The organism is Spirosoma harenae (assembly GCF_054776975.1).
This window is the reverse complement of sequence record NZ_BAAHBD010000010.1, coordinates 248,480-274,804: the sequence shown is the minus strand read 5'-3', so window position 1 is coordinate 274,804 and position 26,325 is coordinate 248,480. Positions and strand designations below refer to the sequence as shown.

Genomic DNA, 26,325 nt, shown 5'->3' with positions numbered 1-26,325 from the left:
AGTTCTGTATTTTGCTCAGGTTGTATGATTCGCATAGTTTACGTTTACACCTTTTTACTACTGACGATTGTGGCGTCTTCCGCTCTGGCGCAGCAGGACCCGCAGTTAAGTATGTACATGTATAACCCTCTCTATTACAATCCGGCAGCCGCTGGATCAGAGGGCGTATCTCGATTGCAGATTACGCATCGAACGCAATATCTGGGTTATCAAACAATAGGCAATGGGGATGGGAGTGCTGCACAAAGCACGCAAGTATTATCATTCAATATGCCCCTGGATAAAATAAAGAGTGGTATTGGCATCTATGCGCTCAACGACAAATATGGTCCGTCGATCAATCAGGCAATTCAACTATCCTACGCTTATCGATTAGCGCTGAAAAACGGCACGTTGGCGTTGGGCGTACAAGCGGGGATGTTTAATCGTGGATATGATTTTGGCCAATTTCGCCCAACTGATCCGGGAGATCCGCTTTTGCCTGGTGGACGAATCAATATGTTCAAACCAGATGTTGCCGCTGGCGTTTACTATAATACAACCGATTATTGGTTAGGTGTAAGTATGACGCACCTGAATCGGGCAAAATATAGTTATACAAGTGGTTATGAGACGGAGCCTTCGGATAGTAAAGCGTATGTATCGGCTGGCTATCGGCTTGGTCTAGGGTATGATATTGATATTCAGCCGTCTGTATTGTTACAATACAGTACAACGCAGGGACTGCCTGGATCGGTTATCACTGCCAATATCACTGGGACGTACGATAATCGAATCTGGGCAGGAGTGGGATATCGAGTGAAAGACGCAGTTATGGTTACCGCTGGCATTAACTTAATGAGGAATAACGCGCTTCGGGTTGGGTATTCGCTAGACATTGTTACGAGTGGTACGCAGATAAAAAGTGCAACGTCACATGAAATTTTAGTGGCGTATGCCTTACCAACGTTTGACGTTCGCAAAAAACCGATTATACGGACTCCGCGTTTTCGGTATTAATACCTACAGAAAGTGGCTAATTTTAACGCTTACCGACTTTTTTGGCAGTATTCTTGTTGGGTAGTTTGCGATTAGCCACTTATTTTTGAGGAAATAGACGGATTGCCTACTTACCAAGTTGTTTTAAAGTAGATAAATAGTTGAATCAACGGGTGGACAGAAAATAATTCCGAACCCGATTTGACATACAATAACCAAACAGATTTTCGTTTTTAGTCTGGTCTCGCACAAGAAGAAGAAAAGTTCTACGATGATGAAGTATAATACAGGCAACGCAACCCGGGTGGTGATGGTCGCAGCAGTCGTACTGCTAATGCAAGGTTGTGGCTTTCTGAAGTCAAAATTTGGGGGAAAAGGAGGAAGTAATGGCGAAGTCGGTGTTACGAACGGAGAAATTACGGCTACCGGACGTAAAGGCTGGAAACAACCAACTCCCTATGGCATGGTGCTAGTTCCCTCTGGTTCATTCATTATGGGTCAGGCTGACGAAGATGTAGCCGCTACCCAGATTAACATGAACCGTCAGGTAACGATCAGCTCGTTTTACATGGACGATGCCGAAATCTCAAACCACGAATACCGTCAGTACATCAATGCCCTGCTTGCCGATTCTGTCTCAACTATGGGAGAGGAAGACATCATGGCTAAGTATTATCCGGATACCACCGTCTGGAAAAATGACTTCACCTACCACAATGGTGATCCAATGCTTGAGCATTATTACGCACACCCTGCTTTTGATACCTACCCAGTTGTGGGCGTTAGCTGGATTGCTGCCAACCACTTTTGTAAGTGGCGTACGAATACGCTCGACGATTTCCGCACAAAAGAAGGAGGATACAAATCATTTGGTTTCCGACTGCCTTCTGAAGCTGAATGGGAGTGGGCCGCTCGGGGTGGCAAAAATGGCGCAAAATACCCTTGGGGTAATCCTTATGTAGCTAACGGCAAAGGTTGCTATCTGGCTAATTTTAAACCACAACGCGGCAATTTCGATGCTGACGGTTATCCATACACCGCTCCAGCAACGGCCTATAGTCCAAACGATTACGGCCTTTACAACATGGCTGGTAACGTAGCCGAATGGTGCCGCGATGCCTATGCCGACAATACCAACGCTATCGTTTGGGATATGAACCCAGATAACCAGAATGCAGACGAGCCTCGTAAAGTTGTTCGCGGTGGTTCATGGAAAGATATCGCCTACTACCTGGAAACAGGTACACGGTATTACGAATATGAAGATCAGAAGCGTTCGTACATTGGATTCCGTTGTATCATGGACAACCTGGAAGGACGCACAGCATCGGCTCGGGGTGGAAGAGTAGGCGGTAGCAGCAAGAGCAAAAGCAGTAAAAAATCGTCAACGAAGAAAGTTTAACCCGTAATAAAGTCAATTACCTATTCCAACCAATAATTCGCTTATCATGGCAGCAGAAAAATCCACGAGTTTCTTTTGGGATCGCTTAGTACCAACTATTTATAGTGCTGGGGCAGCCGTCGTTATCTTCGGCGCCTGGGCCAAAATTACACACAACGAACAGTTTGGTTTCATGTTGACGCTTGGTCTGCTGACTGAGGTAGTTATTTTTGCCTTGTACGCTGTTCAAAGTTTTACATCGCCACCTACCTCTGGAGATGGCTATGCCTGGGAAAAGGTGTATCCTGAACTGGCAGATGATTATAAAGGGGAAGCTCGTAAACCCGTTGCTCAACCTAATGGATTGACAACCAATATGGATCAGATGTTGGCGCAAGCGAAGGTAACGCCGGATGTTTTCGAACGACTTGGTTCTGGTTTCCGCAACTTAAACGATACTGTCTCGAAACTTTCTGATCTTACGGAAGCAACGGTAGCCACTAATGATTACGCACGTAATGTGAAATCGGCATCTAGTTCAATTAGCGAAATGAACAAGTCATATGGTACGGCTATCACGGCAATGAATTCTATGGCTGATGCTACGACCGATGCGAAAGATTACCGCGATCAATTCCAGAAAGTAACTAAAAACATGGGTGCGCTAAATGCTGTCTATGAACTGGAGTTGCAAGACACAAACAAACATCTCAAAGCAATGAACGCTTTCTATGGTAGCTTAACGGCTGCTATGGAAAATATGAGTGATGCCAGCCGTGATACGCAACAGTTCAAAAACGAATTGGCTAAACTAACAGGTAACCTAGCATCGCTCAACGGTGTATATGGTAGCATGCTAACTGCTATGCGCGGCAACTAAAAGTTGTTATCGAGTTGTAAGGTTTTAGAGTTATAAAGTCGCTAAAGGTAGCTTCAACTCTGTAAAAAACTTTACAACTCTTCAACTCTATAACTCTACAACTTCCTTATTCATACTACCATAGTTTATGGCAGGCACAAAAGAGACACCCCGTCAGAAAATGATCGGGATGATGTATCTGGTATTGACCGCACTGTTGGCTTTACAAGTTACATCGGCCATTCTGGAAAAATTCGTTTTAATTAATAACAGTTTGGAGCAATCTACCGGCGCTGTTGGTAAGGTTAACCAAGCTACGTTTGATAATATCCGGGGTACTGTTGAAAAGTCGGGTAACCGCGCTACAGATCTAGTCATCGTTAAGCAGGCCGATGAAGTACGAAAGCTATCGGCTGACATGATTAGCGAACTTGATAAGCTTAAAGAACAGATTGTAGAAGCTGGCGGGGGACGCGATGAAGCAGGCAATATCAAGAACCTGAGCGAAGAAGAGAAAGTTGCCCAACTTATGATTGGAACGAATCGTAACGGAGCTGCTTTCAAATTGAAAGACCAATTAAATGGTTACGTTGATAACCTTTCGAAGTATTCGGGTACTAAATATCCAGCAATGGCCCTAGATGGTAAAGATGACCCAATTGCGAGCAACTCACCAGATCAGCGGAGAAAAGACTTTGCAGAATTGAACTTTGCGCAGACTCCTGTACCAGCAGCGTTAGCCGTTCTGAGCCAGAAACAGGCCGATGTTCGTCGGCTTGAAGGCGAAGTACTGGACGTATTGGCTAGCAAAGTTGGTGCACAGGACGTTAAATTCGATAAGATCATTGCCATGCTTAGCATGGATTCAAAAGTGGTTGTAGCGGGTACGAAGTTCAAAGGACAAATGTTTCTGGCAGCTTCTTCTTCCGGGATTCAACCTCGTATGAGTCTGAATGGTGGTCCTGTTCGTATGCAGGATGGGCAGGGTATTGTTGAGTTTACCGCACAGGGAGGTGCTTATGATAAAAATGGTCTGGCTCGTCGAGTACTGACTGGCTCAATTGCCTACCAGACACCAGCCGGTTTGAAAACCGTTCCTTTATCGGCTGAGTATTTCGTCGCAAAACCATCTTATCAGGTTGAAACGGGTACGATGCCTCCTTTGTACTTAGGTTGTGCCAATAAACTAAGCATACAAAGCCCACAGCTTGGTGCTTTGTGGAATCCTAATTTTTCGGCTGATGGTGCACAGGTTATTCAATCTGGTGAGAAAGGAAAAATTACTGTAGTGCCAAGCTCGAACAATGTAGCCATAAATATTAGTAATAGTGGTAGCTTGTTAGGGACCGAAAAATTCCGGGTGAATCGAGTGCCGAAACCTACAATTGAATATTATATAGGTGGTACAAAAGTTGGTGATCCTCGTGGTGTACCTGTTGCACAAGCCCGTAGTATCCGGGTCGCGGCTATACCTGATGAAAGCTTCAAAAATTACTCGCCTGAAGATGCCAATTTCCGCGTAACGGGTGTCACAATAATCTGGGCTCGGGGCACTAAGAAAATGGGACAACAAAATCTCGGACCTGCTGGCGGATCGTTAGGTTCTATGGCGGGTGATTTTCAGCCGGGTGATCGTTTGGTTATTACAGTTGACGGTGTTCAACGGCGTAATTTCAAAGGCGATATTAGCGATGTGAACATGGGAAATCCGATGCAAACCGCTTCTCTGTACTAGTTCGTACTAAATGGCAATCACTTTCGTTATGCAAAGGACGAAGGGCTAAAAAAACAGTTGACAATGAAACAACAAGTTAGAACGATGGCCATAGCCGCTACCATACTAGCGGTAGCTGGTGGGGGAGCAATGGCGCAGGAGAAGGCAAATCCCACGACTAACTCAAATTCGATTCGCGGAATTAATGAGAATGATATCATGATGAAGAAAACCCTTTGGCGTCGAATCGACCTGAAGGAGAAACAGAATCAGTCGATGTTCTCAAAGAATAACGAAATCTCGAAGTATCTAATTGAAGCAATGAAAGCTGGGCTTATTGACGGCTATGAAAATGATTCGCTGACAACGAAGTTGACTCCGGATAAATTTCAGAAGCGGATGATTATGCCTAACACTGCTGCGGGGTTATCCGCTGAAGAAATTGCAGCAGGCTTCGGAAACGAAAATGCCGCCAATGGCGCGGGCGATGGCTGGGGAGATCCTAAGAAAAAAGATCCTAAAGCTGCCGCCAAACCAGCTGACGACGGCTGGGGGGCTCCCAAAGCTACCGCTAAACCCGCTGATGACGGTTGGGGAACGCCTGTAAAGAAAAAATCAGTAGCTAAAAATGCGAAAGGCAAAAAAGGAAAAGTAGTTGAGCCTGTTGTTGAAGCCCCTAAAGTAGATACAGTAGCCAAAGTTGCCGCTGCACCAATGGGTGATGAATATTTTGCAAAGGAATTCAGCGTCATGGAGATCAAAGAAGATTGGATCTTCGATCGCAAACGCTCACGTTTGTACTATGATATTCAGGCTGTAACGATCTATTTACCTTCGGATAAAAACGCAGCTGGTGTGGAAACTCCGTTGGCAACGTTCAAATACAAAGATCTGGACAAACTCTTCCGCAGCGATCCAAAGAAATTTATCTGGTATAACCCGCAAAACCAGGCTCAGCATAAAAACCTGGCCGATGCCTTTGATCTGCGGTTGTTCTATGGACGTATTACAAAAGTAGCGAACCCAGGTGATCAGGATTTAGTAGGGATGTACGGTGATCGGGAAGGTCTGATAAAATCCTATCAGACGGAATACGAACTGATGGAAACCGAACACAGTCTCTGGGAATACTAAAAAGGAAAGCGGGCTGAGCGGCCCGCTTTTTTTATGCTCATTAAAAGTGGCATACTTTTAGCAACTAGTTAGAAACAGTAAGCTACTTTTACTATGTTTGATACCTATTTGTTTACTTATATTCATGCGTAAAACCTTACCTCTTGTAGCAGCTATCTGTATCTCAGTTATAGCCACTACTAATCTCACAAGTTGTCAGTCCAAAGGTTCGACAACCAACGAAGCTACCACTGAGAAAACTGATACCACCGCTTCTGTGGATAATCCCAAAGACATAAAAGCGGAAGTCACTTCGCCAGCCCCTGATCCATCAAGTATTCCGGCCGATAAAATCGCTAGTGCCGCAACAATTTTAGCACGGCCACAAGTACCTATTTTATGTTATCATCAGGTTCGCGATTGGCGTTCAAGCGATTCAAAGACAGCGAAAGATTATATCATTCCGGTAGCAGCTTTTACGGAACAAATGCAGATGCTGGCCGATAGTGGTTATCATACCATTCTGCCCGATCAACTGTATGCCTATCTGGCTACTGGTGCTCCTCTACCATCTAAACCCGTCATGTTAACGTTTGATGATGGGGATTTGGATCAGTACGAAACAGCCGCTCCGATTCTGGAGAAACATGGCTTTAAAGGCGCTTTCTTTATTATGACCGTTGCGATTGGCCGTCGTGGAAAACAGCCATACATGGATAAAGCGCAGATTAAAGATCTGTCAGATCGTGGACATACGATTGGCGCGCACACCTGGGATCATCACAACGTAAAGAAATACCAGGGCGACGATTGGAAAATTCAGCTAGAAGAACCAAAAACAAAGCTGGAAGCAATTACTGGTAAGCCAGTGAAATACTTCGCTTATCCGTTTGGCTTGTGGAATAAGCAAGCGCTGCCTGAAATTCAGAAACGTGGTTATGCTGCTGCCTTTACATTAGCCGATAAACCAGACGATCAAATGCCACTTTACACTGTTAGACGTATAATTGCCGGTGGGCAATGGAAAACCTCGACCATGTATCGAAATATGATACAGAGTTTCGATGGAAAATAAACAGAACATTTTCCCAAATGAAAAAAGCGGCCATTGTGCCGCTTTTTCTGTATAGGGTAGTCGCTAGATCAGGTTAAGCCAATTCGGTACGGACACGTTCAAGCAGCGTTTTGGTAGCACGAATGCCATCAGTGGCTGATAGATAGCCACCCGTCGGGTTGTACATATTCATTAAACCACCTTCATATTCGATACCTACGTAGCCTTTGAAACCCGCGTCTTTAATAATCTTAAACATACGCCGGAAATCGATTTCGGTTTCGTTGCCCTGAGCATCGAACTTATGGGTTTTAGCGCTAATACCTTTCGCATACGGCATCATTTTCTTTACGCCTTCATACTTGTCGTATTCCTGAATGCATTTAGTATCCATAACACCTTTAATATCATTGGTTACAGGTTTACTACGTTGCCGACAGAAATTACCAAAATCGGGTAACAATCCCGCGTTAGGCATGTTGACTTGTTTTAAAACGCCCACTAGCCAATCAATGTCAGTTGAGTTACCGAAGTGGTTTTCAACAATCACATCCATCTTCGATTTAGCCGCAAATTCAAGTAACTTATGGTAGCCGTCAGCTGCCGATTTAGACGCTTCTTCAGCAGGGTCATCGGGGACACCAGTCAGAGCTTTAGAGCTATCCCCCAGATTAACCCGGATGGAATTGCATCCCAGAAATTTAGCGGCATCAATCCAGGCATAATGCGCTTCGACGGCCTTCTGACGTTTGGCAGCATCTAAATCGGCAATGTTTGCACCATCGACCATAATGAGGTTATTTTTCATTCCCAGGTCGTCGCAGCGTTGTTTAAGGTCTTTCAGGTACGCTTGGTCGGTGTGTTTATTATTGAAAAACATCGATACGTATTCGAGTACATTTATACCAAAGTCTTTTTTGACTTTTGCCGGAAAATCCAGATTGGTCATTTTCCCCGACATGATATCCGGGAAATACGAAAACTCAGCCAATGAAATCTCAAAATTGAATTTTTTCGGAGCCATATCGATCATCGATTGAGCAGGTAAAACCGATGACAGACTCATTCCTGCCGCTGTCAGGCCAAGTTGATTAAGAAATTGACGACGTGATTGGGTCATGATTTTGACAGAAGAAAAGCCCCTCTCCTATTCTTGGAGAGGGGTTGGGGTGAGGTGAAAATTAGTTAGAGAATTGAACAGTGGCCGGAACGAACAAAGGGGCTTTACCCGCTTTTTCGTTCTTGAATACAAAGTATAAATCGTGCTGACCAGTAGCAGGTGTTACATTTACCTTCGCCTTGCTGAGTTTAAATATGTCAGCAGGATCTTTGCTTTCGTTGGGCGTCAGTTCTTCTGTTTGACCTAGTAACTGACCCTCAGGCGAATCTATACGTACTTCGATTCGTCCACCAACGCAAATGAGTTGTGCTTTGGGAACTGCCACTGCAAATTCCATCGACCGAATACCCGTCATGTCGATCTTGTTGAAAGCTACGTTTGTACCCGATGCCATCACAATGACAATTGGATGAGGTTGGGTGGCCATTTTAAAGAGCGTTACCCCTTTCGACTGACTATCACTCGATCCTAATGCCACAATTGGATTACGGAGTACGAGTGCTTCTTCAACTGTTTGAGCGGGAATGCCATTGGCACCTTTGTCTTTGTAGGATGCCTGCAATACTAAAGCTCCTTTCTCATCCTTGCCGGGTGTATAAGACCCCTGCGTAGGCAGTGTTGGAGTAGCAGTTTTCTTATCCGACAAAGTGAGAATGTATTTCACGATTTCGCTGGCATCAGCGTTGCCTAACTGCGGATGCGCTGTCATTATCGCATCTCCCCAGACACCACCCCCGCCTTTGATAATCTTGTTTGATAGACTCGCAACAGCATTTGGATCACTTTTGTATCGTTTTGCCACCTCAATAAATGCTGGTCCAACCGATTTTTTGTCGGTAAAATGGCAGGCTTTGCAATCGCTTTTTTCCATCAGCACTTTGCCCGTGCCGAGATACGTTGCTTCGGAGAATTTGTGACCAGCCTCACTACTACTTTGGGTATTAGATTCATCTTGGTACGTTGCCCGAACCGTCACTTGTTTTGGTAAGATTTTACCTCCCACCAAAGTCCCATCTTCTTTATCGGATACGCTCACCTGGTAAGCAATTGGCTCTCCGGGGAAGTAAAAACTCTTGTTCCCTTTCGTAATAGCTAATTCGACTTTAGGAGGCTGATTTCCTGCTAATACATCGATTTCGCGCGAATCTTTGAGACCATGCGCATCTGTTACGGTCAAAATAGCTTTATACTGGCCGGGTTTCTGAAAGGTAAAAGTCGGATTGGCTTCGTTTAAAACCGTCGGCTGGCCACCTGTTTTTGAGACAATTTTCCATTGATACGTCATGGCGTCGCCGTCGAAATCTTTTGTGCCTTCCGACGATAAGGCTACTTTTAACGGAACCGCGCCAACTTTCTGGCTGGCAGAGGCAACTATATTGGGTTTACGGTTACCTGCATTAAATTCAATTTTGACAAGTCGAGAATCGTCGTTTTTCAGGAACCACCCGGTGCCGTATTCCAGTACGTATAAATCGCCATTTGGGCCGAATGCCATGTCGATAGGATGGCTAAACGCCATGTTCGGCAGGAATCGCTCAACGTTGGTCATATCGCCTTTGCTGTCGTAGTTGACAGCCAGAATCATATCGCGCATCCACTCGAATAGGAATGTTTTACCGTTATAATATTCCGGGAAAGGCCGTTTAGCTCCTTTGAAATCTTCCTGGTAATAGGTTGGTCCGGCCATCGCACTACGTCCGCCCGTACCCATAAATGGAAATTTCTTGCTCTCAGTTGCGGGGTAGAAAATCATAGCAGGCTGAGCAGGAGGGAGGTCGCGCAAACCAGTATTATTGGGCGAATCGTTAAACGGATGAGCTGGATCAAACTTGGCACCTGATTTATTCGATGCAAAATCTACGTCGTTGTACGCTTTGTTATCCCCTACAAAATAGGGCCATCCGAAATTTCCGGCCTTGCGAGCCTGATTGTATTCATCCTCTGCCTTCGGACCAACTCCTGCCGAGTCTGCACCTGCATCAGGACCCACATCGCCCCAATACACATAACCTGTATGCTTATCTACTGAAATACGATATGGATTTCGATGACCCATTGTATAAATTTCGGGACGAGTTTTAGGCGTGCCCTTCGGGAATAGATTTCCTTCTGGTATAGTATATGTACCATCAGCTTCGGGATGAATACGCAGGATTTTACCCCGGAGGTCGTTCGTATTTCCCGATGACTTTTGAGCGTCCCATGGACCACGGTCGGGTCGTTCGTCGATGGGTGCGTAGAGTGTCGCGCGTGGGCTGGTGTTATCACCGGTCGAAAGATACAGATTACCGTCGCGGTCCCAGTCGATAGAACCGCCTGTGTGACAGCATTGCTCCCGCTGAACGGGTACTTCCAGCAGAGTTTTTTTCGATGAAAGGACCAATTCGTCGCCTTTCATCTCATAGCGAGTCAGAATATTTTTTGACTCAGTACCAGCGGGCGAATAGTAAAAGTAAATCCAATGATTTTTTGCAAAATCTGGATCGATGTTCACACCCAATAGCCCATCTTCTGCTTCGGTTTCGTGCCCTTCTTTATCTTTATATTTTGTGCTGACTGGAATAGTCGCAATGGTTTTTACCTGTTTTGTTGTCGGTGAATAAAGCTGAACATTACCATGCCGTTCGATAAAAATAACGCGTTCATCAGGTAGGATAGCCATTTCGAGTGGTTCATTCAGTTTCTCGGCCAGCACTACTTTTGTGAAACGATTTTCGTCGGGTTGGGCTGCGTTCAGCTTATCGCCGGGAGCCGTTAGTGGCCTTGCCGAGTAAGCCCATAATCCAATGGCGCTTATGCTGATCATAGCTACCATTCGATACGATTGCTTCGGGAAGTTAGTACGTATCATAGGGTTGTGTAATTTTAACACAATGATACATATATAATTGTCAATGTGTATTGAGTACACACTATATTTGTTCGTAAATTTTCTTCATGGAATACAAAGATCAAGTACTAAGGCTAATTCAACAGCTTAAAAATGATTTTTTACCATCGGTATCGGTAGACCTTGTCATCTTCGGTTTTCATGATGGACAGCTAAAAGTATTGTTGCTGCGCTGGAAAAATACTGACGATTGGTGTTTGCCGGGAGGACGTATTCGGCATGAAGAAAGTTTACATGAGGCTGCTTACCGGAGCTTATACGACCGCACGGGGTTACCGGAAATTTTCTTACAGCAATTCCACACGTTTGGCGATGTCAGACGATATATCCATTTCAGCAAGCAGGAAACTTTTACCAGACTTGGATTGCCTAACGACGTGGTTCATGAGTTTTCCAGCCGCGATGTATCAGTTGGTTATTACGCGCTGGTTGAGTTTGCGAACGTAGTGCCAACGCCCGATATCTTCACAGACGAGTGCCGCTGGTGGGATATCAATCAGGTGCCACTTCTCCTATTCGATCATAACGATATGATTACGCTGGCTCTGAAAACACTCCGTCGGCAACTTAGCTATCAACCTATTGGCTACAATCTGCTGCCTGAGAAATTTACAATGCCTGATTTACAACAACTATACGAAACCATTCTAGGACAATCGCTCGACAGACGAAATTTTCAGAAACGAATGTTGGGTTATGATATTCTTGAGCGATTGGAAGAACGGAAAACGGGTGGTGCCCACAAAGCGCCTTACCTATATCGATTCGACAAAGAGAAATATGAAAAGGCACTGGCTGATGAACGACTATTTGTAGGATAGCCATTCTAAAAAAAAGTCATTTTCTACCTTTTTATTCCGTTTTCTGTACATTTATTAATAAATGATAAACTAATCATTACCGAATACTCAAAACGTTCGGTTTTTAATGTTAGTGGAGGAAAAACTGCTTTTTTGCAGTTATGAAACAACTTTTTATTCTATCTGCACTTTATCTATCTGCTTTTTTTTCAGCCTTTGCGCAAACGGATAACGGGTATCAAGCCTACGTAGAAGCAGGCGGATTTGTATCCTCCAACCAAACCCCCTTTTGGTTACGGGCTAATCAATTTGGTATTGTTCCGTATTCTTCGCCAGTGGGTACATTACGTGTTGGTTTGTCGGGTTCTGTGTATCTAACGGACACCACAGAGCAGGTCAAGCCTGCGACCCGTGCCTGGGTATTCAGTTATGCGGCCGAAATCGTAGGAAATGCTGGCCGTGAGAGCCAGATAATAACTCCTGAGTACTATGTAAAACTAGCCCATAGGCAGATTCAACTGGTGATTGGGCGTCGACGCGAAGTCATCGGCCTGGTCGATACGATGCTTACGTCTGGATCGTATGCCTGGTCAGGCAATGCGTTACCAATTCCTAAAATTCAATTTGGTACGAAGGGATTTGCTCCATTAGGCCGTCGGCAGTGGCTGTCGATTAATGCATTTATTGCTCATGGATTGTTTGCCGATACCGATTATATGCAGCACTCCTTTCTGCATCAGAAATCTGTCATGTTCCGATTTGGTAAGCCGAAAGCCTTGCTTCGGGGGTACGCTGGAGTGAATCACAGTGTACAGTGGGGAGGACGTTCGGACTACCTTGATTATCATTATGCGGTTGATGGACAATTGCCCGGTGAATTGCGTGATTTCCCCAATGTCCTCTTCGCCATCCGAACAGAGGGTATCAATAATCCGCGCATTACGTCATTTGATTACGTTAACCTCTACGGAAATCATGTAGGAAGTACGGACTTCGGTCTTGAACTGCGATTAAAGTCTGCACTTTTCATGCTGTATCATCAGCACAGTTTTGATGATGCTTCGGGAGTTCTCTTTCAGAATGTGCCCGATGGGTTAACCGGACTTCGTATCCAACCGCTACAGCATGGTGCATCAAGGTTTTACATCGATGATTTTCTGGTTGAATACTTATCTACGTTAAATCAAAGTGGCCCTACGTTTTATCAGGATAATACCCATACAAAAGGCACTGATAATTATTTCAATAATGCTCAATATCAGGAAGGATGGGCCTATAAAGGGCGTATTATTGGTACTCCATTCATCACTCGGAGACAGGATGTTAAGGCAGAGTACCAGCATAATACATCTCAGGTTGTCAATAACAATCTTGTGCAGATGGCTCATGTTGGCATACGAGCTACTGCTTTACAGAAGATTAAGCTATTGGCTAAGGTTTCGTATAGCATAAACCATGGCGTACCGGGTGAGCCACTTCTCTGTATGCCAAAACAATGGTCATCACTTGTTCAATTAGGAACACCTGTAAACTGGTTAGGAGGAATGGCACTAACGGCTTCTATAGCAGCCGATTGGGGCGAATTATATACGAATACGGTAGGTGCTTATGTGGGCTTGCGCAAAACAGTCTGGCAACGGAATCAATAAAACAAAAATAGCTTCCCTTTGAAATCGAAGACCGTTGTTTTATTCGGGTCGGGTTTTCTAATTTGATGGAATAGACGAAAAGTAAAGCCCGAACAAGCAAAAATGACCTGAAAAGAGATTATTAAGCCTGATATAGGATAATATTTTTGACATTTGGAGTAGCGGCTAATCGTATTTTTGTCAAACCTTACCTGAATTGACGAGTTAACATAGCCGTAACACTACCGCGTTGTATGAATACGCAAATACGTTTAGCCCTCGATCGGACACCCAATACCAATCACACGGGGTTTTATGTGGCCTTTGCCAAGGGTGCTTATCAAAAGGCCGGTCTTGACGTGGTATTTATCTCCCCCGATAAAGAAAATTATCAAACGATGCCTGCCCGACGCGTTGCCCAGAATAACGCGCATCTGGCTATTACGCCGTCTGAAAGCGTGATTAGTTATCAAACCAATGGTATTCCACTGATTGCTGTGGCAACGTTACTGGCTCGGGATATTAGTGCAATTGTCACCCTAAAAGAAAGCGGAATCGATCACCCCAGGCAGTTAGATGGCAAGGTCTACGCATCTTATGGTGCGCGTTATGAGGAAGATATTATTCGGCAATTGATTCAAAATGACGACGGACGAGGGCAGTTTGTGGCACATAAATCGCCGTGGGCGGGTATCTGGCGTGCATTGGTAACGCGTGAGGTCGATGCTGCCTGGTGCTGGCTAACCTGGGAAGGGGTGAAAGCTGATATTGATGGCGTTGATCTCAATCAGTTTTTGTTCGATGAATACGAAATTCCGTACGGCTATAATCCAGTGCTAACAGCCCACCGCGATTGGGCAGAAAAAAATGGCGATGCCCTACGACGATTTCTGGAAGCTACGGCTGCCGGATTTCGGGAAGCAATGAAAAACCCGGACGAAGCAGCCAGAATATTGATGAAAACGGCTAATCATCCGACATTAACAAACCGTAATTTTGTTGAACAAAGTCAACAGATGGTTTCGGGTTATTATCTGGATGGAGAAGGACATTGGGGGTTTATGCATCGCAACATCTGGCTTTCGTTTGTCAATTGGATGATTCGTAACCGTATGCTTACTGACCCCAACGGAGAAATTATTCAGCGAATGGAGGTGGACGAATTATTCACCAATAAGTTTCTGGAAGGCATTCCTGCTATGATTCGCTGGTAGTCCGAAAAATCAGAATTCCACTTGTTTCGTAGTGTATTTTTCAGCTAAGTTTTTGAGCCATTTATCCTGAGCTTTCTGTGCTTCTTCCAGCGTATCGTAGGAGTTAAAATCGCTTGTACACGTTTCATTAGCTGGATTACATTGGCTTTTCGCAAAAGCAAAATACTGTTGAGCAATTTTCCCCAGTTCCTGGTCGTCCCGTTTTATACTTTTTATGGATGTGTAAAACGCCTGTGGTTTTCTACTGTCTCCAGATTTTAGCACGTCTTTCGCTATACCCCAATAGAAATAAGACGTACTGGCTGATTTAAAAAGATCTAACACTCTGGGTAATCCATCAGCAGATTCCAGATAGGAATTCTCAAAATCAGTGATGGTTTTTTCAGAGACGCCACTTTCTGATAAGCTATTACGAAAAAACGGGTAGTTGGTCGTTGGGTTTTTCGTCGCCAGAATGCCACTCAGCCATTTCCACATTTTTTCCCGGCCAATTTGTCGCTCAAGAGCCGTCAACAGCAATGGAATATACTGATAGCGGTAGATCTCATTAATTTCACTGGCAGCAATTACCCTTTTCAGCGGGATGAAATTGGAAATGTTTTTACAGGCCCCTGCGTATGACTTAAGCTTGCCTTCATAATAAGCTTGACCGATGAGGTCGCGTGTAACTTGTAAGGATAGGTATTCCGTTATACCTTCCAGAAATGCCCAGCGGAGGGTTGAATTGGGCGATATGACCGAGCCAAAATAATAATGCCCCAGCTCATGCGCCATGAACGACATAAGCGATGAATCCGATAAGGCTAGTTTTTTCTCGTCAACGAGTTTGTTCATCCATCCATTGGGACTGACAGAGGCAATCGTTGGGTAGGTAACAAACAGCCAATCATTACGCTTAGAAACAGGGGTACTCGCCAGTAACGTTATATCAGCGCCATAAGGAATACGCAAATGTTGTTCATAATACAGTTTAATTCGCGAAAACCACCTGTCCAATACATCTGCCTGAGCAGCGGTAAGAGTTGTATTGAGCAGATAAGTATTCCGTTCTTTCTTAAAGTCAAAATCACCTGCAAACAGAAGCAGCGGGAACGGACGGTTAGAACTGAAACGAGCAGTCTGAGTATACTGCGGAGGGCAGCCGTTCAGGTAAATAGCTTTAGCGTCAGGGCTATGGATCGTTAAATCAAACGTAACGTTCTGATAAGCTTTATCTTCCTGAATATCATATAGAATCGGATACCATACTGACTGCTCAGAAGCGCGAATGGTTTTGCCATTGAAGGCAATATTTCCTTTCCAGTCACCCCAATCGCCCTTTTTGACCGAATCTGTGTAAACAGGAAAAGCGCCTACATAACTAACTCGAAAATGCTTTGGCAAGTAGCGGCCTTTTTTGTCGCTGCTGGGAAACCAGTATTGAAAACTTTCGTACGATTTTTCAGAATCATACTCTCGTTCGGCCGAGTAGGAAAATGTATCGGTGCTATCTCTAAACGACTGAATATTGAAGCCGCTGTTCAACCGAATGGCGTATTGAGAAAGATTTGGTAATCCAGAAACCGCCAGATCTGCTTTAAACGTGCCATTCTTGATCGATAGGTAAATGTCACCCTTGATATGTGGAGTTTGCGCATTTGCCGAAAAAACGACGAAATAAAGAACCGTTAAAACGAATCGATGGATAGGCATGGCGTAGGAATGGATGTTAAAGCACTTGCTAATCAATTTATTCCGTGACAACAAGTTGTTGCGGGAACACAATACCAGCCAACGAAATCGCATACGTGCCAAGGAGTAATTCTCGTTCAATGGGCGACGATAGTCGGAAAATAAGTTGATTTGGTGCGTTCGATTGACAGGTATTCAGGCAAGCTGCGTCGGCATTGATTCGTGTTAGAGCTCCTGTTTCTACATTGGTAAAGTCAATCGTATTGATGTGCGGATTGCTATACAAATTTTCTACCGGCAGGCTCATTTCCAGAAGTTTTGTCTGACGGGAAAAAGTAATCGACGTATTGCTATTCTGCGCTTTTAATTGACCTGAAGTAATTACGTTTAGCCGATAAACCGATGTGCCGGTATTATTGCCGACCCGGATCACTACTTCTCTGGATTGACTGGACCTATTACAGTAGCAGAAAGGAGTGAGATCAATTGTATTATCGGTTTGTACTCCGTCGATTACGCTTGTCCCTTCCGACAGGGTAAATACGGGTCGTAGACCTCCCGATAGGACAGCAGGAAGCTGCACTGTAATTGTTGCATTAGCCGCATCGAAGCGAACATTTTCAGCAGGAACCCCAGTGAAGGAAACGGATTTAATAGCCGGCCTTGTGTCAGTAAGTTCAGCAGGTTTCTGGCAGGCGAAGAAACCTAATCCTACAAATACCCACAAGGCAATAATTCGTATTTTCATGTCCGTTGATTTTTGGTAATAAAAGACAACGGACATCTTGATTATACTATGCCAGAGAAACTTTATTTTGAACAAATAAAATTGCGTTGAATACTATGTAGTTTTTGCCAAATAATGTGATCATTTTTTTTAGGCGATATCTCAACAATAATTGCAGTATGCTTTTGCTGTTTACACTTATTTATATAAATTAGACAGTTTAACGTAATTGGAAATTGTGATATATAATCCAGCATTTTAATAGAACCACTATAACTTTCTGTTCCTTCTGGAGTCGGTTTTTCTTGTTTAATAATTACCTCTGTCGGTATTGCTTTTCCTGGTACGTTATTTCGAGTCGTTCGATTTCGCTCCACTAATCCTGAGTAATAAAATTTCAGGTTTTCTTGTAATATGGCGGCATCTATCTTCGGAGTACCTTCAAGCCACCATACGTAAGCATACGACCAGTAATCCGCGCTTGTTCGTTTGCCCCAACCCGGTGCAAACCGTAGTTCTTCAACACCTTTGTAAGGAATTTGAGGAGCAAAATCAATGGGAATGCAAAAACGCTCAGTTGTCCACCCATCCGGAATAATCAGCTGATAGGGCGCTTTCCAGGTATGGATGTCATTATTGTTTGGCAGGTTTTGCGCATTTGCCATTACTGTAATACCCCAGAGCAATAGGAGTAATAAATTTCTCATTTTTTAGCTGAGCTGTTATTTCCGGTAAAGGTATTTTTACTTTTTATTCATAGATGCTTTTTTAACTTTTGTTAAGCCTTTTTAACAAATTACTGAATAAACTATACAAGAAATGACTAGTTTATTTTACTAGTTTCTCTTCCAGGATTGCAGTCAGCTCGTGTATAGATAAATCCCGATAACGTATCGTTTTACTTTGGTCAAGCAATAGATTATCGGGTACGCGGTCAGCTACATAGCTGCTAAATAAACTGAAGTTTTCTGGAGAAATTACGATAACAGGCCAGGGTAATTCTTCTTTCTTTAATTGGTCGCTTCCTGCCTGTTTATTGAACTCCCGAGAGAGTGTAATTATTTCTAATCCTTTAGCGTGGTATTGTTTATAAAGTCCTTTGAATAATTTATGCCGCTGTTGGCAAGATATCATATGTGAGGAAGAGAAATCCAGCAAGATGTATTGACTGTTGAGTTGCGACAACTGGATCGATCTATCGTAAAGATCAGACAACGTAAAATCGATTGCTTTTTTACCCGGCTGTTTAGCCAATAAATTCTTTGCAATCTTTTGATAAGAAGGATAGAAACTGAACGAAGCAAATTTGTCAAACAATTGCTTTGATAATCTGTAGGGAAAACTAGTGTAATTAGATGCGAATAAGAACCAGCTCGAAGCAGCAGTCGGGTGAGTATCGATCAATTTTGCGATTGCTCCTTGGTAAGCAAGATATAACGAATCGGCAGAATCGTTAGTTTTCAGAAAATCGGCCTTGTAGTCGGCGCTGGCTTCACTTAACTGGTGAAGTGCCTCACGTTGTTCATTCCATAATTCACTGCTGGATGAACCAGAAATGACGGTTTGAACACTTGCCTGCGGATCGAAGGCGATCGTGATGTTTGGCGAATCAATTAGAAAGTGAACGTCGTCCTGATTTCCCTCAATCCAGATATAGGCAGAACTTAAATCGGGTGTATTGACCGAAAACGTCACCCGCCTGTTAGTGACAACTGCTGTATCAATAATAGGTAATTTGTCTAATGGTCTGACTATCAGCTTGGTTTCTTTGCCTTCCCAAGCCGCCGGAAAGAAGCAGTCTATGCGACTGGTAAATTGAGCTTTTGCCAGGAGAGCGTTGCTAAGGAATAAGCCAATAAAGACCCAGCGAGAGGTGTATGCAACAATTGATAGCTGCATTTGTACAATGTGAGTTAGCCTGATATTAAAAAACTAACGGTCAACCACCAATTGTCGACATCGATTCGGTGACGGTAACGCGTTGATTTTCAGCTTCGAATCCATTCAGTGGACGATGGGCAAAAGCTTGTAAGAAAGCTGCGGTCAACTCTTCATCCGTGGCCCCAGATCGCAGGAGCGCGCGAACATCCAGAACGCCATTGTCGTATAAACAGGTTTTGAGTGTTCCCTGAGCAGTTAGGCGGATGCGGTTGCAGGTGCCGCAAAACGTTCGACTGAAAGCTGCAATAACGCCAATAGTGCCCTGATGACCTGGAATTTGATAATTCGCCGACGTCGAAAAAAGCGGATCTGGTAACTTCTGGAGGTTGGGGAAGTGTGTTTGTATTTCGTTAATAATTCGCCGATGAGTCCAGTACAAAATTGGGTAATGGCTACCTTCTCCATTGAAAGGCATTTCTTCAATAAACCGCACATCGACAGGTAATTGTCGCGTTAATTCGGTTAGGGGGATTAAATCCTGAATGTTCTGCCCATCCATCACCACAGCGTTAATTTTGGTTTGAATGCCAGCATTCCGTAATGCATCAAGCGTTTTCAGGACAGCTGGAAGTTCGTCGCGCCGGGTAATTTTTCGGAACCGTTCGCGGTCAAGGGTATCCAGACTTAGATTCACAGAGCGAACGCCCAGAGCTGCTAAGTCAGCAACATGAGGGGCCGTTAAAACACCGTTGGTGGTTAAGGAAAGATCGGTTAAACCATCAATTTGACTCAGTTTATCCAGAAAACCCATCAGACCGGCCCGGACAAAAGGCTCTCCGCCTGTAATCCGCACTTTCTGTACGCCCAAACGAGCCAATACCCGCACTAATCGTTCCATTTCCTCATAGGTTAGTACCTGATGTTTAGGTAGATACTTGATTCCTTCTTCGGGCATGCAGTAAAAGCATCGCAAATTACAGCGATCCGTTACGGCCAGCCGGAGGTAGGTAATTGGGCGATTGTGGTTGTCGTAAATCATGCGCAACAAGCTAACACAAAACTACTGATTTTGATTGCATTCGGCTATTCTTTTGGTGAGTTAGCCTCTTGGCATCGTTGCCCGGCCCAGATAAATCTCATCGCCTTTTAGCGCAATTGTCGTATAAAACTTATAGCCGTTGTCTACATACCGAACCATTACCTGACTGGCCTGTTCGGGTTTGGCGTAGGCTTTGGTAGCGGCTACCAGAATTTGGTTTCCATTTACAATGGCGCGTACAAAAGGTAGATCGCGTGTTTTAATCTGATTGGCATTGTACTTATACCAGGTTTTCCCGCCATCAAATGAACACTCTGTATTTTCGTTCAGATAAGTTTCACGCCCGTTAAACAGATCGCCATGATGTTTGAATAGACGCCACAGACCATGTACGTAATGTTCATAACAGGCATAATTTCGGTCATTACCCAGACCCGCAAGGTTTGGATCGGTAGGAGAGGGTTGATCGGGAATTAAGTCAGTGTGGTCGTCCCAAAATAAAACACCGTAAGCTCCAGTAAACCAGTAAAATATACCCATCCCTTCGGCTATGGCGGGCGGTGCGGAATGTTCAGCTTTGGCACTCTTATTAAACTCACTATTCTGCGTGTTGAATAGCCAATGCCAGGCAATCCGTTTTTTAGGCGACAATTTCATGTTGACTTCCTGCTCACCCAATAGTGCTCCCAACCAATGGCGGTCGTTGTCGGCGGTATGTTGAATGGTGTAATCAAACTCAGGATATAGGTAGTAAGTGCCTGGCATCAGAAAATCAGCGTAGTCGCTATACGTTTTTCCGACGATATCATCAGGCATACCCCGCTGGCGACTGGAGGCTGTATGACGGACACGCGTCGTTAGGAATTCATCAGGTCCGGCTTTGTAATCGGAATTGCGCGAATAACCATAGCTGTTATGCGCTACCGGATCAATGGAGCCAACCAAGGTTTGTGGACTCGAATTTTCCTTAATGGTTTTCAATAAGTAGACATATAGATTGGTTTGTTCCTGCAGGTTTTGAATGCCGTAATTATTTTCTATATCCAGAAACATAAGCCCGTAAGTACTTTTCCAATCTTTGGGACAATCGCCGAAACCAACACATCCTCCTCGTAACTCCATTCCTGATTGATAAATCGTACTACGATTAACGGGTGCGTTCAGGCGGGCGGGCAGTTGATAGATTGTTTTGTCGGCCTGCCCGTTATTTTCGGCCCAACCTAATCCAAAGGCATCTCTAAAATAGCCCCGGTATAATATAGTAGCTCGCTGGCTGATTTGTAAGCTACTTTTCCAGCCTGGAGGAGGGTAATCACCGCCCCATATTTCAACATTGGGAATCATCCGACTCTTATCGACCGCTGAAAAGCCACGTCGGAAGATTTTCGTTGGGTCTTGTTTAACATGCAGATTTCGCCCGGCACCGCAAAATGTAATGGACTTGGTTGCGGGTATAGTAAAATCGCTAACGATATCTAAGCTGTAAAAACCTTTGCGTGTACTTGGTGTAAAACGCGACCGGGGTGTGGAAATCAGTTTACTTTGAGCAGGAAGCTGACCCACTAGCTGGGTACTGACTACCGGTTCGGGACTCAAAAAACGGACGTACCAGTAACCAAAACCGGCAACGCCAAGCAGAACTGCCAGGCTGATTAACTTCATAAAAGGGCTGCGAAAAAGAGTTGCTTTCACCGGCGAAAAGGTCGGTATTGAATGAATAAAACGACAAAAAGCTAATTTTTTACGTAGAAAACGGTTTTTTGTCGAATTTCTGACTGTAAGGTTGGCATACTATTTGGTTGTTTTTACTACTAAACCATCAATAAGTCTACCATTCACTGTACTAGTAATCAGTGCTATTTGTTTCGTCTAGGGAGCAATTTGCCGGATATTGTTTTCTGGTTAAACACGCCAATCATGAATTAAAAAATAATTACTGTGCGCTAGCGCGGGTTTTGTTTAAAATTTAGTATTATTTTTGGGAAAAATTTACCGTACGCTCAGTTGAAGAAAGTCGTATCCATTGGTCTCTTTGCACTCCTTGTGTATCACATGCTGGCCTATGTGCTGGTGTTTGTGAGCGCGTGGTGGCAGGCAGAGCATGATCTGTCGGAGCGACTACAGGTATACCGGTCGGTTGATAGTATCGTTGAGTTTGAGCTTCCGCTCCAGGATAAGCTGGAAGCAAGTACCCTTACGCGTACTACCTCAGACGGGTTCAGCTATCGTGGACATTACTATTCCGTTGTCAGTGTCGAGGTGCAGGATAATATGCTGCACATTGCGGCAATTGAGTTGGGAGGTCGTTCGTTTTGGCAGGGCGATTTGCTCTCATTCCTAAATAAGCACGTAGCTGGTGCCACCGATTCGCACCAGAAAGCCAATCAATTTCTGAAGTTTCTCTTAAAAGAATACTCGCCTACTCCGCGAGCTATTTTTAGTTTTCTAGCCCCCCTCTGGCGCGAAGCTGTTCGTATTCCCGACGTATTGTTCGTGGTTGCTGCCCGTGCCCTGCCTGTTCATTCGCCCCCGCCTGAAATCTGAGGGAACTAAGTAATCGCGTTTGTACTGTATTGGCCATTATTTGATGGGTGTTTCGGCGTATCCTTTTAGCTGATCAAGCCAATTCTATTCAATTGGGCTGAAGGACTCGGCAAAATGCATCCTGTATATTGGACAATGCAATGAGTACGGCTAATCTGCGCGGTTTTCTATTGTTTGGTGGCTATCTGAGAATTTCCCATGGTCTGATTTGTATTTCGACAAATCAGGACACGATTGGGTGTCTATCTGCATAGCTATGTAAATAAGTATCCTCTATTATAGATATTTTCTACTATGAAAACGATTTATACAATCGTTCTGGCGGTAGCCTATATATTACTTTCTAATTCGTCCGTATCAGCGCAAGGCTGCGTAGCCGTACGGCATATGAGTTGTGCTGCTCCAGCCGGTTCTGCTGATTATTTTAAACAACGTAATGGTCACTGGCAGGTGTCGGCTGGCTATCGCTTCTTTCGGTCCTACAAGCATTTTGTGGGTGATGTCGAACAAAAACAACGAATTGAACAGGGTACCAATGTAATCAACGTATCGCACGCGCTTGACCTGGGTATTACCTATCTGGTGAACCAGCGATTGTCATTTTCGGTCAATCTGCCCATTCAATACAATGATCGCTCATCGCTTTACGAACACTATGGTAATTCCGTTGCCCAAAATCCGCAGCAGAAGCGATTTGACACAGGCTCACAGGGAATCGGCGATCTGCGTATTTCTGGAAGTTACTGGCTTATTAACCCCGTTAAACTGCCCAAAGCGAACATTGCAGCAGGGCTGGGCGTGAAATTACCGACAGGTAACTATCGTGTAACCGACGATTTTCATAAGCTGACCAAAGAAGGGGCGGATTATACGATCAATCAGCCCATCGACCAGTCAATCCAACTTGGCGATGGCGGTGTTGGCGTTAGCGTTGAATTGCAGGGGTATGCGTCGCTGACTAAAACACTGACGGCCTATGCCAATGGTTTTTATCTATTCAATCCACGCGAAACGAATGGCGTTGTTCGCAATCCAACCGCTACAACGATTGACCTGGTTACAGGAACATTCTCGGTAGCCGATCAGTTTGCCGCTCGTCTTGGACTAAGCCAGTCGATCAAGGCAATTCCAGGTTTGGCCGTTATGCTCGGTGGCCGGGTTGAAGGCGTACCAGCTATCGACGCGTTTGGGGGAAGTTCAGGTTTCCGCCGTCCAGGGTATATCGTATCGGTTGAGCCGGGCCTGTCCTACATGCGCAATAAAACATCCGTAGCTGCTACAGTGCCAGTAGCGGTGTATCGTAATCGAATCAAAAGCTACTCCGATCGATTGGATCCGCTGGGCGTACGACAAGGCGATGCTGCTTTTGCTGATTATCTCGTATCGGTTAACCTATCTCGTTGGTTTTAAGCTCTATCGTTTGTACTGATTAAAAATTATGGTATCGTGTTTGCACAGAAGGCGTAAACACGATACTAAATTCTTACTTCTGCATTCTGCTTATGAACTATACTAAAATAGAGTTATGGGTAACCAGTCTACTAATTTGCCTAATTAGTAATGCACAGGGTCAGAACGTTACTCAAAAACAAACGATTGATTCTGTACGTACGCAGACGTTAAATGCCGTTACCGTAAAAGGCGCCCGTTCGATTATTGTTGAATCGCTGCCGAATGAGCATAACACCTATTTAATGGGCGGGAAACGTAGCGAGGCCATTCGCGTGTCGGAGATTGACGCTAATGTAGCCGAGAAAAACCCTCGCCAAATCTTTGCCCGGATTCCCGGTGTATTCGTCTACGACATGGATGGTACGGGTAATCAGGTAAATATTTCTACCCGTGGGCTGGACCCTCACCGATCGTGGGAAAACAATATTCGTCAGAATGGGGTGATTACCAACTCCGATATGTATGGCTATCCGGCCAGTCACTATTCGCCACCGATGGAAAGCATTGAACGGGTAGAATTGGTACGGGGTACAGCCTCTCTACAATTCGGCGCTCAGTTTGGCGGTATGTTGAATTACATAACCAAGCAGGCCGATACGACTCGCAAATTTGGCTTTGAGACAATCAATTCTATTGGAACGTATGGATTACGGAGTACGTACAATGCCATCGGTGGACGCGTAGGAAAATGGACTTATTATGCCTATTACTATCGCCGTCATTCAGATGGCTATCGGCAAAACAGCAACTCGAATGCGGAAGCACAATTAGCTCGGGTACAATTCCAAGCTACTCAGCGACTGAGTTTTACCGCTGAGTTGGGCCGGTCGGCGTATACATACCAGATTCCTGGTCCTTTGACGGATGCGATGTTTGCGCAGGACCCTCAACAATCTACTCGTAGCCGTAACTACTTCAACCCTGATATTTACATTCCATCTTTGAAAATGGATTGGCGTATATCGGATCGAACCCGCATTTTATGGACAAACTCAGCAGTGTTAGGTGCGCGTAACAGCGTTCAGTTGGATGCCTTTGCAACAGTTCCCGACACGATTAGCCGGGTAACAGGACAATACAAAGCACGTCAGGTAGATATCGATAACTTTAACAGTTACACAACCGAAGCTCGCTTATTGCATCAATACAAATTAGGGAGTATCAGTGGCGCTCTGGCTGGGGGTTTGCAGTTGATCAGTACAGATTTACACCGTCGCCAATTGGGGGTAGGTACCACGGCCAGCAATTTCGATCTAACCCTAACCGATCCATTTAAGCGTGATCTACATTTCCGGACAAAAAACATTGCCGCTTTCGTTGAAAATCAGTTTTACCTGACCAATCGTCTGATGGTATCGCCGGGTATTCGAATTGAAAATGGGAAAACGGAAATGCGGGGCACTATCAGTTACTACGATGCGGGTAATCTGCCAACGGATATTAGCCACCATTTTGCTTTGATGGGCATTAACGCCGAGTACAAACTGAGCGATGAGGTTAAAATCTATGGCGGTTGGTCGCAGGCGTATCGTCCGGTTGTCTTTAAGGATATTATTCCGACGTCGGTGTATGAGCGAATCGACAAAAGTTTGAAAGATGCATACGGCTACAATGCTGAAATTGGCGTGAACGGTCGTTGGCAGGGTATTCATGTCAATATCACCGTTTTTGATTTGCTCTATCGTAACCGATTGGGAACGTTGCTGTTAACAAACACTGATGGATCGAACTACATTTACCGGACGAACATCGGCGATAGTCGTAGCACAGGTGTTGAAGGCTTGATCGAAACACAGATTCTGCGAACTAATAAAGTCCTGATTAGCGGGTTCACCTCGACAGCTTATAATTATGCTCGATACATCAATGGTCGTATTGCCGCAGGTACCGAAAATCGTAACATAACTGGCAATCAGGTTGAATCGGCTCCTCGCTGGACAACGCGCAATGGATTATCTGCCCGTTATGGTACCGCTAGTCTGACGCTTCAATACAGCTATGTAGCGCAAACCTTCTCCGATGCTTTAAACACGGCAACACCTTCAGCAAATGGAGCTATTGGGCCAGTACCTGCCTATAGCCTGTGGGATCTGAATGGGACCTGGCATATCAAGAAGCTATTGACGGTTCGAGGCAGTGTAAATAACCTGTTCAACGCACAATATTTCACTAAACGTCCAACTTTCTACCCAGGTCCTGGTGTATGGCCATCGGATGGTCGTACCGCCGTGTTGACGGTTGGCTTAACAATTTAACCCCT

20 protein-coding genes are annotated in these 26,325 nt (G+C 44.6%); 12 read left to right on the top strand and 8 right to left on the bottom strand.

Going from position 1 to position 26,325, the window contains the following annotated elements:
* Positions 1–24: 24 nt before the first annotated feature.
* From ACYVE4_RS15100 to ACYVE4_RS15075, 6 genes are all read left to right on the top strand, one after another.
* Positions 25–999, top strand: coding sequence for a PorP/SprF family type IX secretion system membrane protein (locus ACYVE4_RS15100; RefSeq protein ID WP_461040987.1), 975 nt, complete (start codon positions 25–27; stop codon positions 997–999).
* Between the two features lie 250 nt (positions 1,000–1,249).
* The gene (porK, locus tag ACYVE4_RS15095) at positions 1,250–2,380 is read left to right on the top strand and encodes a T9SS ring complex lipoprotein PorK/GldK (protein ID WP_461040986.1); all 1,131 of its coding nucleotides are present in this window, start codon (positions 1,250–1,252) and stop codon (positions 2,378–2,380) included.
* Positions 2,381–2,426: 46 nt separating this feature from the next.
* A complete protein-coding gene (porL, locus tag ACYVE4_RS15090; protein ID WP_461040985.1) occupies positions 2,427–3,239 on the top strand; it encodes a type IX secretion system motor protein PorL/GldL in 813 nt (270 codons plus the stop codon).
* Positions 3,240–3,366: 127 nt separating this feature from the next.
* On the top strand, positions 3,367–4,953 hold the full coding sequence (gene porM, locus ACYVE4_RS15085) for a type IX secretion system motor protein PorM/GldM (protein ID WP_461040984.1): 1,587 nt from the start codon (positions 3,367–3,369) through the stop codon (positions 4,951–4,953).
* A 63-nt stretch (positions 4,954–5,016) separates the two neighbouring features.
* A complete protein-coding gene (gene porN, locus ACYVE4_RS15080) occupies positions 5,017–6,066 on the top strand; it encodes a type IX secretion system ring subunit PorN/GldN (protein ID WP_461040983.1) in 1,050 nt (349 codons plus the stop codon).
* A 124-nt stretch (positions 6,067–6,190) separates the two neighbouring features.
* Positions 6,191–7,120: a polysaccharide deacetylase family protein gene (locus ACYVE4_RS15075; protein WP_461040982.1), complete on the top strand. Its 930-nt coding sequence runs from the start codon at positions 6,191–6,193 to the stop codon at positions 7,118–7,120.
* 73 nt (positions 7,121–7,193) lie between these two features.
* Here ACYVE4_RS15075 and ACYVE4_RS15070 read toward each other — a convergent pair whose 3' ends face one another.
* Both ACYVE4_RS15070 and ACYVE4_RS15065 read right to left on the bottom strand, forming a co-directional pair.
* A complete protein-coding gene (locus ACYVE4_RS15070; protein WP_461040981.1) occupies positions 7,194–8,219 on the bottom strand; it encodes a sugar phosphate isomerase/epimerase family protein in 1,026 nt (341 codons plus the stop codon).
* Between the two features lie 61 nt (positions 8,220–8,280).
* On the bottom strand, positions 8,281–11,070 hold the full coding sequence (locus ACYVE4_RS15065; protein WP_461040980.1) for a PQQ-dependent sugar dehydrogenase: 2,790 nt from the start codon (positions 11,068–11,070) through the stop codon (positions 8,281–8,283).
* Between the two features lie 86 nt (positions 11,071–11,156).
* On the opposite strand from ACYVE4_RS15065, the gene ACYVE4_RS15060 reads away from it, so the two are divergent.
* The 3 genes from ACYVE4_RS15060 to ACYVE4_RS15050 all read left to right on the top strand — a co-directional run bounded on the left by ACYVE4_RS15060 (position 11,157) and on the right by ACYVE4_RS15050 (position 14,751).
* Entirely contained in the window at positions 11,157–11,930 is a 774-nt protein-coding gene (locus tag ACYVE4_RS15060) for an NUDIX hydrolase (protein ID WP_461040979.1), read from the top strand.
* 140 nt (positions 11,931–12,070) lie between these two features.
* On the top strand, positions 12,071–13,558 hold the full coding sequence (locus tag ACYVE4_RS15055) for a capsule assembly Wzi family protein (RefSeq protein WP_461040978.1): 1,488 nt from the start codon (positions 12,071–12,073) through the stop codon (positions 13,556–13,558).
* Positions 13,559–13,791: 233 nt separating this feature from the next.
* The gene (locus ACYVE4_RS15050; RefSeq protein ID WP_461040977.1) at positions 13,792–14,751 is read left to right on the top strand and encodes an ABC transporter substrate-binding protein; all 960 of its coding nucleotides are present in this window, start codon (positions 13,792–13,794) and stop codon (positions 14,749–14,751) included.
* Between the two features lie 9 nt (positions 14,752–14,760).
* On the opposite strand, the gene ACYVE4_RS15045 is transcribed toward ACYVE4_RS15050, so the two are convergent.
* The 6 genes from ACYVE4_RS15045 to ACYVE4_RS15020 form a co-directional block, all read right to left on the bottom strand.
* Positions 14,761–16,443 carry a M1 aminopeptidase family protein gene (locus ACYVE4_RS15045; RefSeq protein WP_461040976.1) on the bottom strand — a complete coding sequence of 561 codons (1,683 nt, stop codon included), beginning with the start codon at positions 16,441–16,443 and terminating at the stop codon, positions 14,761–14,763.
* Between the two features lie 37 nt (positions 16,444–16,480).
* Positions 16,481–17,170, bottom strand: coding sequence for a hypothetical protein (locus ACYVE4_RS15040; protein ID WP_461040975.1), 690 nt, complete (start codon positions 17,168–17,170; stop codon positions 16,481–16,483).
* 62 nt (positions 17,171–17,232) lie between these two features.
* The gene (locus tag ACYVE4_RS15035) at positions 17,233–17,856 is read right to left on the bottom strand and encodes a hypothetical protein (RefSeq protein ID WP_461040974.1); all 624 of its coding nucleotides are present in this window, start codon (positions 17,854–17,856) and stop codon (positions 17,233–17,235) included.
* A 121-nt stretch (positions 17,857–17,977) separates the two neighbouring features.
* Positions 17,978–19,048 (bottom strand): redoxin domain-containing protein, encoded by a 1,071-nt coding sequence (locus tag ACYVE4_RS15030; RefSeq protein WP_461040973.1) that lies wholly within the window; start codon positions 19,046–19,048, stop codon positions 17,978–17,980.
* A 40-nt stretch (positions 19,049–19,088) separates the two neighbouring features.
* Positions 19,089–20,069, bottom strand: coding sequence for a GTP 3',8-cyclase MoaA (gene moaA, locus ACYVE4_RS15025; RefSeq protein WP_461040972.1), 981 nt, complete (start codon positions 20,067–20,069; stop codon positions 19,089–19,091).
* 60 nt (positions 20,070–20,129) lie between these two features.
* Positions 20,130–21,731, bottom strand: a complete 1,602-nt coding sequence (locus ACYVE4_RS15020; protein WP_461040971.1) for a hypothetical protein — start codon at positions 21,729–21,731, stop codon at positions 20,130–20,132.
* 342 nt (positions 21,732–22,073) lie between these two features.
* Here ACYVE4_RS15020 and ACYVE4_RS15015 point away from each other — a divergent pair, with 342 nt between their 5' ends.
* The 3 genes from ACYVE4_RS15015 to ACYVE4_RS15005 all read left to right on the top strand — a co-directional run bounded on the left by ACYVE4_RS15015 (position 22,074) and on the right by ACYVE4_RS15005 (position 26,320).
* Positions 22,074–22,613 carry a hypothetical protein gene (locus tag ACYVE4_RS15015; RefSeq protein WP_461040970.1) on the top strand — a complete coding sequence of 180 codons (540 nt, stop codon included), beginning with the start codon at positions 22,074–22,076 and terminating at the stop codon, positions 22,611–22,613.
* Positions 22,614–22,907: 294 nt separating this feature from the next.
* Positions 22,908–24,023: a hypothetical protein gene (locus ACYVE4_RS15010; RefSeq protein WP_461040969.1), complete on the top strand. Its 1,116-nt coding sequence runs from the start codon at positions 22,908–22,910 to the stop codon at positions 24,021–24,023.
* A gap of 92 nt (positions 24,024–24,115) precedes the next feature.
* Positions 24,116–26,320 (top strand): TonB-dependent receptor family protein, encoded by a 2,205-nt coding sequence (locus ACYVE4_RS15005; RefSeq protein WP_461040968.1) that lies wholly within the window; start codon positions 24,116–24,118, stop codon positions 26,318–26,320.
* Positions 26,321–26,325: the final 5 nt, after the last annotated feature.